This window comes from Aminobacter aminovorans (assembly GCF_900445235.1).
GTDB lineage: Bacteria > Pseudomonadota > Alphaproteobacteria > Rhizobiales > Rhizobiaceae > Aminobacter > Aminobacter aminovorans.
In genome coordinates, this window is the sequence record NZ_UFSM01000001.1 from 176,954 (window position 1) to 190,827 (window position 13,874).

The window sequence follows — 13,874 nt, forward strand, 5'->3', positions numbered from 1 at the left end:
TGTCAACAGGTGGATGGATCATTTCCACCTCGTCGACAGGTCAACGCCGGCGTCCGATCAATCCCTGACGTAGTCGCGCCACAGCGCCTGATAGACCGGGCATTCGGCAGTGAGAGCCTCATGGCTGCCCGTGCCGACGATCCTGCTATCGTCGAGCACGACGATCATGTCGGCCGAACGCGCCGAAAAGAGATGATGCGTGACGATGATGACGAGGCGGTCGCGGCCGAAGGCCAACAGCTCACGCTCGAGCGCCATCGCCGATTCGGCGTCGAGCGCCGAGGTCGGTTCGTCGAAGACGGCGATGTGCGGATCGCGCAGCACGGCGCGCGAAATCGCCAGGCGCTGGCGCTGGCCGCCGGACAGGTTCTGCCCTGCCTGCACCAGTTCGGTGTCGATACCTTTGGGCAGGCCGGCGGTGAACTTGTCGGCGGAGGAAAACGCCAGCGCCTTGTCGATCTCGTCGTCGCGAAGCGGGCGCGGCAGCGACGCCTGAAGGTTCTCGCGGATGGTACCCGAAAACAGCGACGTCTCCTGGTCGACAACACCGATGCGGCCGCGCAGCCAGCGCGGATTGTAGGCGCGGACGTCGAGGCCGCCGATCGCCACCTTGCCGGCATAATCGCGCTCTAGTCCCAAAAGCACGCGCAGCAGGCTGGACTTGCCGGAACCATTGCGGCCAACGATCGCGACGACGCCGGTCGCCGGCAGCACCAGGCTGACACCGTTGAGTGCCGCAGCCGTCGCCTCGGGATAGCGGAAGGTCAGATCCTCGACCGTGATCGGGCCGAAATCGGCAGCACGCAGCGCCGGGGCAACGACGGCGCGCTCCGGCTGGCGCTTGAGGAAAGCCGCGAGGGCAGAGACGGTGACGCTCACCGAATGGAACTGGATCAGAATGCCGGCACTGGTCAGCATCGGCATGGTCGCCCGGGTGACGAGCAGCTGCAGCGCAAGCAGGCCACCGATCGTGAGATCGCCGCGTAGGATGCGCCAGCAGCCGACGAGGACGACGAGCAGCGTCAGGATCTCGCTCAGCAGCCCAAGCGTGAACGAATAGGAGTGTGAGAGGTCGAGGATGCGCCAGCGCGCCTTGATGGCTTGGGCCGACTTCGCGGACCAGCGCCCGATGAAGAAGCGCTCCACCGCATTCGACTTGATGCCGCGGATGTTGCCTACCGTTTCAGCGGTTGCCCCCTGCAGGGCGCCGTTGAGGCGAAACGAGCTGCGGCTCGCCTCGCCCAGCTGGGCATTGGTCTTACGGGCAAAGACGGCGAAGATCAGGGCAACGACAAAGGCGAGCAGGCAGATGAGATAGTCGTAGTACAGCGCCACGGCGAACGAGACGGCAGCACCCAAAATGGTGAGGAAGAAATTCGGCGCGGCGCTCAGCATGAAGCTGGCGACACGCTGGGATTCGTTGAGCAGGTTGATCGTGCTGCCGCCCGCGGATGCCGAACTCTCATAGGGGATGCGCATGAGGCGGAAGTAGATGCGTCTCGACAGTCGGGCGGTGAACCTTGCGTCCACATCATTGATCAGCGAGTTGTGCCAGCGTGAGGTCATGTGCCTGATAACCGCCGCCACGATGGCGATGGCGGCGAACTGGGTCGCTGCCCAACCGTCCTTGCCGACCATGACGCTATCGACGATCTTCTGCGAAAGGATCGGAACCGTCACCGAAAGGACGATTCCGGCCAGCGAAAGCGCAATGGCAAGAAAAAATTTTCGGCGGTAGATGCCCATGATCCGCATCAGTATCCGCCAGTCGCCGAGCGGTATCTTGCGCAAGGCGTTCAGTTTCTCTCGAAATTTCATTGCCCACCCGACGCCGCTCGAACAACAGGGACGGGTTCGCTAGGTCATTCGCGCTTTCCTGTCAAATAATATGACAATAACAGTCATATTTTCATGAACCGCTTCGGCGAAAATCACCCACCACGCGGAACGACGCGCGAAACAAGTCTTCCAAATCCTCGCAAGCGGTAGCTGGGCGACGCCGGAATGTGTCCGTTCCGGGTGAGACCAGGTGTCGCGCTGCGCATCCCCCGGCTTGCACACACCGCAGGGCCCATTATACAGCCATCAATAATCTTGAGTCATAGACTCATATTAACTTGCGCCAGCCCTTCGTTCGCGGACAGCCAGCTTTTCCAGATTTTTCAAGGGGGCTGTCATGTCTAACGTTCACACCGGCCGCGGTTCGCGGTCCCAAATACTTCTGGCCGGCGTTTCGCTGCTGTTGCTGCAATCGGCGGGCATTGCCAGCGCCCAGACGGCAACCACGCCGCCGCCGGCCAAGAAGGCAGAGGAAGCCAAGCCGCTGCTGAGCAATGAAGAGCGCATCGTGCTCGACAGGCTCGTCGTCACCTCGGCGCGCACCACCGGCAAGGTGCTCGACATTCCGATGTCGGTCTCGGTCATCGACCGCGAAACGCTGCAGCGCCATGTCGTCCGCGACATTCAGGATATGGTTCGCTACGAGCCAGGCGTCACCGTCTCACGCACGACATCGCTGACCAATCCGTTCGGCCAGCTCACCGGCTTCAACATTCGCGCCATGGGCGGCAACCGCGTCCAGATGACCGTCGACGGCAGCCGCATCCAGGAGCAGATCATCGACGGCAGCCGCGACTTCGTCGACCCGTTCAACATGCGCAGCGCCGAGATCGTGCGCGGCCCGAACTCGGTGCTCCAGGGCGCCGATGCGCTGGGTGGCGCCGTCGCCTTCCGCACGCTCGACCCCGACGATCTTCTCAACGGCTCGAAGCCATGGGCGGTGGAGATGAAGACCGCCTATGACAGCTACGACGATTCATTCCGCAAGCAGGTCAGTGCGGCCGCTGAATCCGGCGACTTCAAGTTCCTCGGCAGTTTCGGTCATCTCGGGGCGTCGGAAGGCGATTTCAGCAACAGCCGCGCCGATGGCGGCCAGTGGGGCTGCCCACGCCAAGCGATCTGGCCGTGCAACAAGGCGTTTCCAGCCGACACCGACGCCTTCAACGGCCTGATGAAGCTGCAGTGGAACCCGACCCAGGATCACGAGGTCAAGCTGACCGGCGAGTGGTTCAACCGCAACACGACGATCCAGCAGATGTACGATTCGAGCGCGGCACTCGGCGGCTATGCCAACACCAGCTGGCAGCGCGAGCTGGAGATGGAGCGCTACAGGCTTGCCATCTCGCATAACTGGAAGGTCGACGCGCCCTGGCTCGACGAGATCAAGTGGCAGATCTCCTATTCACCGCAGAAGCGCGACACCTACAGCAATCAGCTGCGCACCTACCCAACCCGTCGCCAGCAGAACATCCAGGTCCGCAACTATGGCGAGGATTTCCTCGAGGCGGACGTTCAGGCCAATTCGTCCTTTGAACTGGGAGGTCTTTCGCACAAGCTGACCTATGGCTTCGACGGTGACCTGACCAACAGCAGCTATTCCGGCTACAACATCACCAACAACCTGACGACCGGCACCTCGACCACCGCCAACAACCAGGGTTTCAATTTCCCCGAAGTCGACACCGTGCGCGCCGACCTCTACCTGCAGGACGAGATCAAGCTGCTCGACGACCGGCTGACCATCACGCCCGGCGCCCGCCTGGCGCACTATTCGATCGATCCGACCGGCGACAAAGACTACGTTCCTCTGCCCGGCTTCCAGCCCAAGAAGATCGACGAGACCAGGCTGATCAAGCGGATCAGCGCGATGTATGAGCTGAACGACACCTATTCGCTCTATGCCGGCTATGGCGAGGGCTTCAAGATGCCGACGTCGCAGCAGCTGTTCGTGTCGTCGCTGTCGATCGGTTCCACCGGGCTGGTCGAGGTGATCCCCAATCCGAATTTGAAGCCAGAATTCGTCCGCAGCTACGAGGTGGGCGTGCGCGGGGAGCTCGACAAGGGCTACTTCAGCCTCACCGGCTTCTATGCCGACTACAAGGATTTCATCCGCTCGCTCCAGCCCGTCCCTGGCCCAACCGAGCGATACACCTCGGACAATGTCGAGGACGTGAAGGTCTGGGGCATCGAGTTCGGCGGCGAATACGAGGTCTACGACAACCTCTTCCTCCATGCCTCGATCTCCTACCAAAAGGGCACGCAGCGGATTTCAGCGGGTGCAGCGGAAACGGCCTTCGACGGTGCGGTACCGCTGACCGCGGTGCTGGGCGGGCGTTACCTCATCCCCGACTGGAACCTCGAAACCGAGCTCGTCGCGACCTTCGCCCATCGCGTCACCGAACGCGCCGACCCCAACGCCTTCAAGCCGGGCGGCTATGCGGTGTTCGACGCCTATGCCCGCTGGAAGCCGACCGAAAATGTCGATGTCGACTTCGGCATCCAGAACATCTTCGACCGCCGCTATTTCCCCAATACTCTCACTGGCGTCACCAACGTGATCTCGGGGCCGGTGGCCAACGCCAACAATCCGGAAATGCAGGTGGCTCCAGGTCGCACCTTCAAGCTCGGCGCGACGGTGCGCTTCTGAGCCAGATCGACAGCGATCCGACGCAGGGCATCAAGCCCTGCTTCCTGCATGAAAGGTGCTCGCGGTGACCAACGTCCTCAGGCAGTTCGTTCGCCTGCTCAAGCTCTGCATTGCCGGCAAGGGCGGCAAGACGAGCCTCGTCTACCTCACCGCAGTCATCGCGCTGCAGCTGGCTGGCATCTACTTTACCATCCGGCTGGTGAGCTGGACCTCGGAATTCTACGGCGCGCTGGAGAAGGTCGACGCCAAGGCCGCGGTCTGGCAGATCTGGATTTTTGCAGGCATCGTCGCGGCCAATTCGGTGCGCTCACTGACGGCAGATTACCTGCAGAAAATGTTGCATATCAGGTGGCGCAAGTCGCTGACCGAGGCAGCACTCGGCTCGTGGTTCGCCGACCGCGCCTATTGGCGGCTGACCCAGGGCGACTGCCCGCGCGAGGTCGACAATCCCGACCAGCGCATCGCCGACGATTGCGGCCTGTTCGTCAAGGGCATCCTCGACGAAGGCATCGAGCTGATCACCAGGATCGTCGGTATCTTCTCCTTTCTCGCACTGCTGTGGGGGCTGTCGACCTTCGCGCTCAACTTCTCGCTGTTCGGTTTCGACGTCTCGATCCCGCGCTACATGGTCTGGGCTGCGTTCATCTATGTCGCGCTGTCGAGCGGGCTGACGCATCTGCTCGGTCGGCCGCTGAAGTCGCTGTTCTACACGCAGCAGAAGCGCGAGGGCGACTTCCGCTTCGCCATGGCGCGCATCCGCCAGTCGGCGGACGAGATCGCGCTGATTGGCGGCGAGAATGTCGAGCGCGCCGGGCTCGACCGCCGCTTCGACGGCATCACGCAGAACTGGCGCAAGCTCGCCGGTCGCGAGTTCCTGCTCGGCTGCTTCACCTTCCCCTACCAGCACACCGTGCTGCGCATTCCGCTGTTCGTTGCCCTGCCCGGCTTCCTCGCCGGCAGCATCGCGCTTGGCGGCCTGATGCAGATCGCCATGGCGTTTTCTAATGTGGTCACCACGCTGTCGTGGTTCATCTTCTCCTACAAGCCGCTGTCGAATCTCGTCGCCGCCTCGTCCCGTCTCGACGGCTTCCTTGCCGCAACCGAGGCTGTACGCGGCCGGCCTTCCGGCATCGTCGTCGAGGCGTCGTCAGACGGCCTCCATCTCCGTGATCTGAAGCTCAGGACACCCCAGGGCCGCGCGCTGCTGTCGATAGCGCGCCTCGATATTCGCGCTGGCGAGACAGTGTGGCTGCGCGGCCAGTCGGGGCTCGGCAAGACCACGCTGCTGAAGGCGATGGCCGGCGGCTGGGATCATGGCGATGGATGCATCAAGATGCCTTCGGCAAGCAAGTTGTTCCTGTCGCAGAATACCTATTTCCCTCAGGGCGACGTCTTCGGTGCGGTCGCTTATCCCGCGCCGGCAGAGGCCTTTGCCCCGCAGGATCTGCGCCGCGCCATCGAGGCCGTCGGCTTCGGCGACAGCGTCATCCTGCGGCTCGAAGATGCAGCGCAAGGCCATCCGCTGGTGCTGTCGGGCCTCTCCGGTGGCGAACTGCAACGCTTGGCGTTGGCCCGCGCACTGGTGCTCAAGCCGGATTGGCTGTTCCTCGACGAAGCGACAAGCGCGCTCGACGAGGCTGCCGAGGCTGAGCTCTTCGCGGTGCTCAAGACGCATCTGCCGGCAACGACATTCGTCATCGTTTCGCACGGCACCCCCAAGGCACTGGGGACCCTGCGTGTCATCGATCTCGAGCCGAAAGACGAAGCGGCAAACGAAAATCCAGTCCTGCAATTCGCATAGGAAATACCCATGACCGCCCGCACGCCCCACAAACGCGAACGCCTCGACGTCACACCCGCCGCCCTGCTTGCGCGGCTGCCGGCCATCGGCCGGGTTATGATCAATTCGGAACGCCGGGGCGCCACCCACGAACGTATCGGATCGGTCGAGAAGGTTCGCATCGAGGATGGCTGGCTGGTTTGCGAAGGCGCCGAGCACGACTCCCGCATCGAGCTGGCGGCGATCGCCACCGTCATCGTCGACCGCACGTCGGTGATGCGTGAGAAATCCTATCCGCGTATCGAACTGCGTGGCGCCGACGGTGAGAGCATCGCCAACGTCACCGGCTTCGAGGGGCTCGACCCGTTCGACGCCGTGCTTGCGGCTTTCCCGCAGGGCACCGATCTTCCTGTCGAAGAGCGCAAAGGCAACGGCCTGGACGAGCGCAAGGAGCTCGACGCCGACGATGCCGGTCTCGCGCCGTTCGCGGCTGCCGAGCGCAGCGGCGGCCGCGTCAGGATCGAGTTCAGCCGTACGTCCTTCTGGCAGGCCTGGGAAGGCGACATGCCGGCGGTCAAGCCCGTCATGGGCTACGTCAACGTCATGCGGCCGGACTTCCATCTTCATCTCAAGGGCGGTTCGGTCGGCGGCTGGCGCCGCGAAGACGGCACCGATCAGCTGCGCTTTGTCGCCCTGGCCGCTGACGGCGCCGAGACGGGGCTCACCGTCAGCGGCGCGCCGGCGAGCTTCGGGTGACGCCATGACCAAGACTTGGAACCACCCTGTCGCCAGTTGGCTCGACCCCGACAGCGGAGCGCTGCTCGATCATCCCACGCTGATGCGGGAGGTTGCGCAGAGCAACGTGCTGCTGCTCGGCGAAACGCACGACCGCTACGACATCCATCGGTGGCAGTTGCAGGTCTGCACGGCGATGCGGACGTTGCGCAACGACATCGCCATCGGCTTCGAGATGTTTCCGCGCCGGTTGCAGCCGGTGCTCGACCAATGGGTCGCAGGCAGCCTCGAGCGGGATGAATTTCTGAAGGCTGCCGAATGGGGCAAGGTCAGGGGGTTCCCGGCCGAGCTCTACCTGCCGATCTTCCATTTCTGCCGCGAGTTTGGCGTGCCGATGCTGGCGCTCAATTGCTACCGCGAACTGGTGACGCGGGTCGGCAAGGAAGGCTGGGACGCCGTTCCTGTCGACGAGCGTGACGGGCTCACGCCTTCGGCGAGTGCCACGCCGGCCTACCGGCAATATCTGTTTGACATCACCGGCGGCGGGTCGCCTAGGCGCAAGGTGACTTCGCCCCAAGCGCCGGACTTCGACCGGTTCGTCAGGGCGCAGCAGACATGGGATCGGGCGTTTGCCTGCAACATCGCCAGGATGCAGGCGACCGACAGTCCGCCTCTGGTGATCGGCATCATCGGACGCGGACATCTCGAATTCGGCCACGGCACGCCGTTCCAGCTCAAGGATCTCGGCATCGACAAGGTGACGACGCTGATGCCCAACGACGCGTCGCAAGTGGACCGGGACAAGGTCAGGGGAATTGCCCGGGCGCTGTTTCGGCTGCAGCCGAAAGCCGACGCCAGACCAGGCACTTGAGGCGGGCACAACAGTCGGGAAAAGCGCTCCAGAAAAGGAAAAAGCGGGCATAGGCCCGCTTCCCTCTGGCTCCTGAGACTTGCATGCCGCCGGTACATTCGTGGTCGGCCAGCTGTCAATCAGGGCAAATGCAGCATTCCGCGGCAAAACCCACCATCGTATCTCGATGAGCGTTTCGCTCCCGGCGGAGTGCCGATGGTCCCCATATGGGGAGGGATGTTCTACAAAACAATAGGCTAGCTGACAGCAAGGCCGGCATTCTCGATCGTACATCGACCGACTGGCATCCTGCCTCGCTCATCAGCCCGAAAATCGGAGTCGTTTTTCGGAAAGCACGACGCCCAGGTGCGTACACATGGGCTGACGCTCCAGGCAGGATTGGCAGTCAGGAGATGCCGGTTGCTACTTTGCAGCGCGCGCCACGCGCTTCTTCTTCGCTTCCACGGGTTTCAGCGCCTCGGCAGCGCGGTCAGCCTCGTCCTTGGCCAAGCGCAATTCCCGTAACTTTGCTGTCTTGATGGCCCGGGCTTTTGCTTCTGACTGATAATCGGCCATGGCGCTGTTGCGCTCCGCTGCCTTCTTCTGTGCCTCGATCGAACGGGACTGCGCTTTTTCCAGAAAATTTTCCATGACTACATCCAATATCTGAATCCTCTTCGTGCGCGGAAAATAAAAATTCCACTGCGCCTTAAATAAGGTTTCTCCGCCCAGAATTCAAATTTCTTGCCTATTTTGTCACTGAGTCAAACTTTGAGCCGCCACTGGCGCCTGTTATTTTTGAATACTCTCGTGCATAGCGAATAATTTTTGGCACTCCTGTCATTCGAGTGCCAAAGGGCGTACATAGGTGATGCGGTCCCCTATGCGCCGGCTGCAGAAAGAACATTCATGAAATTCCGACCACTTCACGACCGCGTCGTCATTCGGCGCGCCGAAGGCGATATCAAATCCAAGGGCGGCATCATCATTCCCGACAATGCCAAGGAAAAGCCCCAGCAGGGCGAAGTCGTCGCTGTCGGCCCCGGCTCGCGCGACGAAGGTGGCAAGCTGATCCCGCTCGACGTAAGGGCCGGCGACATCGTGCTGTTCGGCAAATGGTCGGGCACGGAGGTCAAGATCGACGGCGCGGATCTCCTGATCATGAAGGAGGCCGACATCATGGGCATCGTCGACACGAGCGAAGCGGCGAACAAGGCCGCCTGATCCGGCTCTGCGACCTCAAGAACGAATTGGACGAAAAGTCATGTCTGCCAAGGAAATCAAATTTTCGACCGATGCCCGCGACCGGATGTTGCGCGGCGTCGAGCTGCTCAACAACGCCGTCAAGGTGACGCTCGGCCCTAAAGGCCGCAATGTCATCATCGACCGCGCCTATGGCGCGCCGCGCATCACCAAGGACGGCGTCACCGTCGCCAAGGAGATCGAGCTTTCCGACAAGTTCGAGAACATGGGCGCGCAGATGGTGCGGGAAGTGGCCTCGAAGACCAACGACCTCGCCGGCGATGGCACAACGACGGCAACGGTGCTGGCTGCATCCATCCTCCGCGAAGGCGCCAAGCTGGTAGCCGCCGGCATGAACCCGATGGACCTCAAGCGCGGCATCGATCTTGCCGTGGCTGCCGTGGTCAAGGACATCCAGGCGCGCGCCAAGAAGGTCAAGTCTTCGGACGAGATCGCCCAGGTCGGCACCATCGCCGCCAATGGCGATGCCTCTGTCGGCGCCATGATCGCCAAGGCCATGGACAAGGTCGGCAATGAGGGCGTCATCACCGTAGAGGAAGCAAAGACCGCCGAGACCGAACTCGACGTCGTCGAAGGCATGCAGTTCGACCGCGGTTACCTCAGCCCCTACTTTGTCACCAATGCCGACAAGATGCGTGCCGAACTGGAAGACCCCTACATCCTCATCCACGAGAAGAAACTCGGCAATCTGCAGGCCCTGCTGCCAATCCTCGAAGCGGTGGTCCAGAGCGGCAGGCCGCTGCTCATCATCTCCGAAGATGTCGAAGGCGAGGCCTTGGCCACGCTCGTCGTCAACAAGCTGCGTGGCGGCCTGAAGGTCGCCGCCGTCAAGGCACCCGGCTTCGGCGATCGCCGCAAGTCGATGCTGGAAGACATTGCGGTCCTGACCGCCGGCCAGATGATCTCGGAGGATCTCGGTATCAAGCTCGAGAACGTCACCATCGAGATGCTCGGCCGGGCCAAGCGCGTGCTCATCGACAAGGACACGACAACCATCATCGATGGCTCCGGCGGCAAGGACGGTATTGCAGCCCGGATCGCACAGCTGAAGATGCAGATCGAGGAAACCACCTCCGACTACGACAAGGAGAAGCTGCAGGAACGCCTGGCGAAGCTCGCTGGTGGGGTCGCCGTCATCCGCGTCGGCGGGGCAACCGAGACCGAGGTGAAGGAAAAGAAGGATCGCATCGACGATGCGCTGAACGCCACGCGTGCTGCCGTCGAAGAAGGCATCGTCGCCGGTGGCGGCGTGGCCCTGCTGCGCGCCAAGGCAGCGCTTGATACGCTCACCGGAGCGAACGCCGACGTTACCGCCGGCATTTCGATCGTGCTGAAGGCGCTCGAGGCGCCGATCCGGCAGATCGCCGACAACGCCGGCGTCGAAGGCTCCGTCGTCGTCGGGAAGCTGATGGAAAGCAAGGATGCCAATCTGGGCTTCAATGCGCAGACAGAAGCCTATGTCGACATGATCAAGGCCGGCATCGTCGATCCCGCCAAGGTCGTTCGCACGGCCCTGCAGGATGCAGGCTCGGTCGCCGCCCTGCTGATCACCGCCGAGGCCATGATCGCCGACAGTCCGGCGAAGGAAGCCTCCAACGGCGGCAGCCCAGCCGGCATGGGTTACTAAGCGACACCTGAACCATCTGGCCGCGATGCGGCTGGATGGTGACTTCCCACTATCAACAAGGAACGTTTCCATGGCTATGCAGAGCAACCAGAAGCAGTCCCTCGCCGCACGTTGGGAAAGCTACCAGCCGTCCAAATCAACGCTTGTCTGGACATGCGTCGGCACCGCCGTCGCCACGATGATCGTCGGCTTCAGCTGGGGCGGCTGGGTCACCGGCGGCACTTCGCAGACACTTGCGCAGACGGCCGGCGACGTGGCGCGCGGTCAGCTCGCCTCGACCATCTGCGTCGAGCGGTTCAATGCGGCACCCGACGCAGCGGCAAAGCTGGTCGAACTGAAGGCCAAGTCGGTCGGTTATGACAGGCAGAAGTTCGTCGAGACCGGCGGCTGGGCCACCATGCCGGGCGAAACCTCCCCCGACCGCCGCGCCTCCATCGGCTGCGCCACCGCGCTCGCAGCCTGATATCTGGCGTATCTTCCTACGTCCGTGCCGGAGACACCGGCGCGGACTTTTCGCAATCTGTTGTCAAACTCAGCCTGATTTTCTTCCCGAAAGACTAGTGCTGCCGCCGCCAGGACATTTCCCGGCGGGCTCCTCGGCTTCAGCAGAATAGGATTTCGCCCATGATCAAGTTTACAAGCAAGACCGGCACGCCGCCGAAGCCGGCAGATGCCGAAGAGAACCGGTTTGATTTCATCCGCAGGACAGCAGCCGCGCAGCACAAGAAGTCGGACGATGATACCAGGCGGCGCGAGCAGCAAGCTGCAGAAGACGACCAAACGGATTGAATGGCCGGGCAGTTAGCCCGCTTGGTGGCGGGCAAATTTGACGTCGCCCGCCGAAGCCACGATCGTCACCTCGTCGCCCAACGACCATTCGGCCGCACGCGCGGCGAGGTGCGCCGGAACGCCTTCAGAGCCGCCCGGACCAGGCGGCACGTCGTTAGTGGCATGGCCGTCATGCGGCAGGATCACGCCATAGCCGATCGCCATCGCGGTTCGGGCCGTCGCCGCCAGGCACATCTCCGACAGCATGCCGCAGATGGCGACGGTCTCCACGCCGGCTGCCACCAGCAAGTCGTTTAGGTCGGTGCCATCGAAGCCATCATCGACCTGCTTGCGCACGACATGCTCGCCAGGGAGCGGCGAGAAATGCAGCTGCCAGCCTGACGTATCCGGCTCGTCGACGGCGCCTACCGGGCCGTCGTTCTGGATGAAGATGACGGGCACGCCCGACGCTCGCGCATTCTTGAGCAACGTCGCCACTGCTGCCAGAAGCCGCGCATGGCCCGGTACCGCCTCGACGCCAGACACGAACGCATTCTGGACGTCGACAACGACCAGGGCCGCGGCGGTCGGAGCCTCGTCCACGTCAGTTCTTGGAGTTGCCTGCACCACTATTCCCCTCGGCTGAATCAACAGGGGATATGGTGAGCGGCTCAGCCGATGTCATCGAGTGCCTTGCGCTGGCGGTGCATTTCGAGGAACACGCGGTAGTCGCGATCGAAGCGTTGCCGGGCCAAGGGGTTCGGTTGGCGCGCGCGGCCGTCCTGGCGCATCGCCGTACAAGCCCCGGTGAGGCTTGGATAGAGCCCGGCCGCGGCAGCTGCCGCCATCGCCGTGCCCAACAGCACGGCATCGCCGCCCAGCGGCTCGACAACGGTGCAGCCGGTGGCGTCGGCATAGAGTTCCATCAGCAGCGGATTGCGGGTGTGGCCGCCGGTGACATGCAGCGTGTCGATGCCGTAGCCATTGGCATTGAGCGCGTCGAGCACATGGCGCAGGCCGAGCGCGATGGCGACCGCGGTACGCCAGTAGAGCCGACACAAGCTGTCGAAGGATGAATCGAGCGTCAGCCCGCTGATCACGCCGAGCGCATGCGGGTCGGCAAGCGGCGAGCGGTTGCCGTGGAAGTCGGGCAGCACATGAAGGCGACCGGCGAGGTCGAGGCCCTCGACGGCGCGCAGGTCCATGATGCGCTCGGTGATGCGCAGGTGCTGCGCAGCGTCGGGTTCGCCGCCGGCGCCGTGCCAGCGAATGACGTGGTCGAGCAGCGCACCCGTCGCCGACTGGCCGCCTTCGCTCAGCCACAGGCCGGGCAATGCGGCGCCGAAATACGGCCCCCAGACACCGGCAAAGGCGCGCGGCTCGGGCGACATCGCCATGACACAACTCGAGGTGCCGGCAATCAACGCGAGATGGCGCTCGATGCCGGACAGGCCGCCGATGACGCCTATGGCGCCGGCGAAGGCGTCGATCATGCCCGCCCCGACGCGGCAGGCCGTGGTCAGGCCGAGCGCCGCGGCGGCGATAGGCGTGAGCGGACCGAGGTCGGCGCCGACCGGGCTGGCGCGCTCGGGCAAGGCGGCATGTTCGAAGATGTCGGCAAGGCCGACGGCAGAAAAGAAGTCGTGGCGCCAGGCCTCGCGCTGATGGGCGAGATAGGTCCATTTGGCGGTCAGCGTGCATTGCGAGCGGGCGAACGAGCCGCAGGCCTTGTGGCTGAGAAAATCGGCAAGGTCGAAAAGCTGCCCGGTTCGCGCCCAGCTCTGCGGCAAGTGACGCTTGACCCACATCAGCTTGGGCGTCGCCATCTCCGGCGACATCACCCCACCGGCATAACCGAGCACGTCATGGCGGGTCTCGGTGCATTCGTCGGCCTCGGCAAGGGCGCGATGATCGAGCCAGACGATGGTGTCCCAACGCTGCTCGCCATTGCTCGAAATACCAACCTGCTCGCCCGCCCTGCCCCTGAACACCGTCGAGCATGTCGCATCGAAGCTGATGCCGACAATTTCAGCCGGGTCGACGCCGGCAGCCTTGCGGGCTCCGTGCACAGCGTCGCAGACAGCCGACCAGATCTGCTCGGAGTCATGCTCGCAATGGCCCGATGGCGAGCGGTTCATGACAATGGGATGTTCAGCGCGCCCGAGCAGCTTGCCTGCGGCATCGAAGATGCCGGCGCGCGCGCTGCCGGTACCGACATCGACCGCACATAGATAGGCCGCCATCAGAACGACGACGCCCCAAAAGGCGCGATTGCGCGGCAGCCAGAGCCTTCCGGCGGCGATTTCAGATGAGGCAAGGACGTGGAGATCAACACCATGACGCGCAGTCTATATGCGCGCCATGG

The 13,874-nt window shown here is 63.2% G+C and carries 12 protein-coding genes; 8 read left to right on the forward strand and 4 right to left on the reverse strand.

Features of this window, described 5'->3' with window-relative positions; genetic code table 11:
• Positions 1 to 57: 57 nt before the first annotated feature.
• Entirely contained in the window at positions 58 to 1,818 is a 1,761-nt protein-coding gene (locus DY201_RS00880; protein WP_115729553.1) for a peptidase domain-containing ABC transporter, read from the reverse strand.
• Positions 1,819 to 2,176: 358 nt separating this feature from the next.
• On the opposite strand from DY201_RS00880, the gene DY201_RS00885 reads away from it, so the two are divergent.
• The 4 genes from DY201_RS00885 (at position 2,177) to DY201_RS00900 (ending at position 7,872) form a co-directional block, all read left to right on the forward strand.
• The gene (locus DY201_RS00885) at positions 2,177 to 4,486 is read left to right on the forward strand and encodes a TonB-dependent hemoglobin/transferrin/lactoferrin family receptor (protein ID WP_115729555.1); all 2,310 of its coding nucleotides are present in this window, start codon (positions 2,177 to 2,179) and stop codon (positions 4,484 to 4,486) included.
• A 64-nt stretch (positions 4,487 to 4,550) separates the two neighbouring features.
• Positions 4,551 to 6,287, forward strand: a complete 1,737-nt coding sequence (locus tag DY201_RS00890) for an ABC transporter ATP-binding protein/permease (RefSeq protein WP_165915974.1) — start codon at positions 4,551 to 4,553, stop codon at positions 6,285 to 6,287.
• A 9-nt stretch (positions 6,288 to 6,296) separates the two neighbouring features.
• On the forward strand, positions 6,297 to 7,022 hold the full coding sequence (locus tag DY201_RS00895) for a ChuX/HutX family heme-like substrate-binding protein (protein WP_115729558.1): 726 nt from the start codon (positions 6,297 to 6,299) through the stop codon (positions 7,020 to 7,022).
• Between the two features lie 4 nt (positions 7,023 to 7,026).
• Complete coding sequence (locus DY201_RS00900) at positions 7,027 to 7,872, forward strand: ChaN family lipoprotein (protein WP_115729559.1); 846 nt, start codon at positions 7,027 to 7,029, stop codon at positions 7,870 to 7,872.
• Between the two features lie 402 nt (positions 7,873 to 8,274).
• Here DY201_RS00900 and DY201_RS00905 read toward each other — a convergent pair whose 3' ends face one another.
• Positions 8,275 to 8,502: a hypothetical protein gene (locus DY201_RS00905; protein WP_067954773.1), complete on the reverse strand. Its 228-nt coding sequence runs from the start codon at positions 8,500 to 8,502 to the stop codon at positions 8,275 to 8,277.
• 258 nt (positions 8,503 to 8,760) lie between these two features.
• Between DY201_RS00905 and DY201_RS00910 the strand changes: the two genes are divergently transcribed.
• The 4 genes from DY201_RS00910 to DY201_RS28890 all read left to right on the forward strand — a co-directional run bounded on the left by DY201_RS00910 (position 8,761) and on the right by DY201_RS28890 (position 11,530).
• On the forward strand, positions 8,761 to 9,075 hold the full coding sequence (locus DY201_RS00910) for a co-chaperone GroES (protein WP_115729561.1): 315 nt from the start codon (positions 8,761 to 8,763) through the stop codon (positions 9,073 to 9,075).
• 40 nt (positions 9,076 to 9,115) lie between these two features.
• Positions 9,116 to 10,741, forward strand: coding sequence for a chaperonin GroEL (groL, locus tag DY201_RS00915; protein WP_115729563.1), 1,626 nt, complete (start codon positions 9,116 to 9,118; stop codon positions 10,739 to 10,741).
• Between the two features lie 70 nt (positions 10,742 to 10,811).
• Positions 10,812 to 11,204 (forward strand): hypothetical protein, encoded by a 393-nt coding sequence (locus DY201_RS00920; protein WP_115729565.1) that lies wholly within the window; start codon positions 10,812 to 10,814, stop codon positions 11,202 to 11,204.
• A gap of 161 nt (positions 11,205 to 11,365) precedes the next feature.
• Positions 11,366 to 11,530: a hypothetical protein gene (locus tag DY201_RS28890; protein WP_165915975.1), complete on the forward strand. Its 165-nt coding sequence runs from the start codon at positions 11,366 to 11,368 to the stop codon at positions 11,528 to 11,530.
• Positions 11,531 to 11,542: 12 nt separating this feature from the next.
• Here the strand turns inward: DY201_RS28890 and DY201_RS00925 are convergent, their stop codons facing one another.
• Positions 11,543 to 12,112: an isochorismatase family protein gene (locus tag DY201_RS00925; RefSeq protein WP_245431859.1), complete on the reverse strand. Its 570-nt coding sequence runs from the start codon at positions 12,110 to 12,112 to the stop codon at positions 11,543 to 11,545.
• A gap of 68 nt (positions 12,113 to 12,180) precedes the next feature.
• On the reverse strand, positions 12,181 to 13,752 hold the full coding sequence (locus tag DY201_RS00930) for an FGGY-family carbohydrate kinase (RefSeq protein WP_115729567.1): 1,572 nt from the start codon (positions 13,750 to 13,752) through the stop codon (positions 12,181 to 12,183).
• Positions 13,753 to 13,874 lie beyond the last annotated feature (122 nt).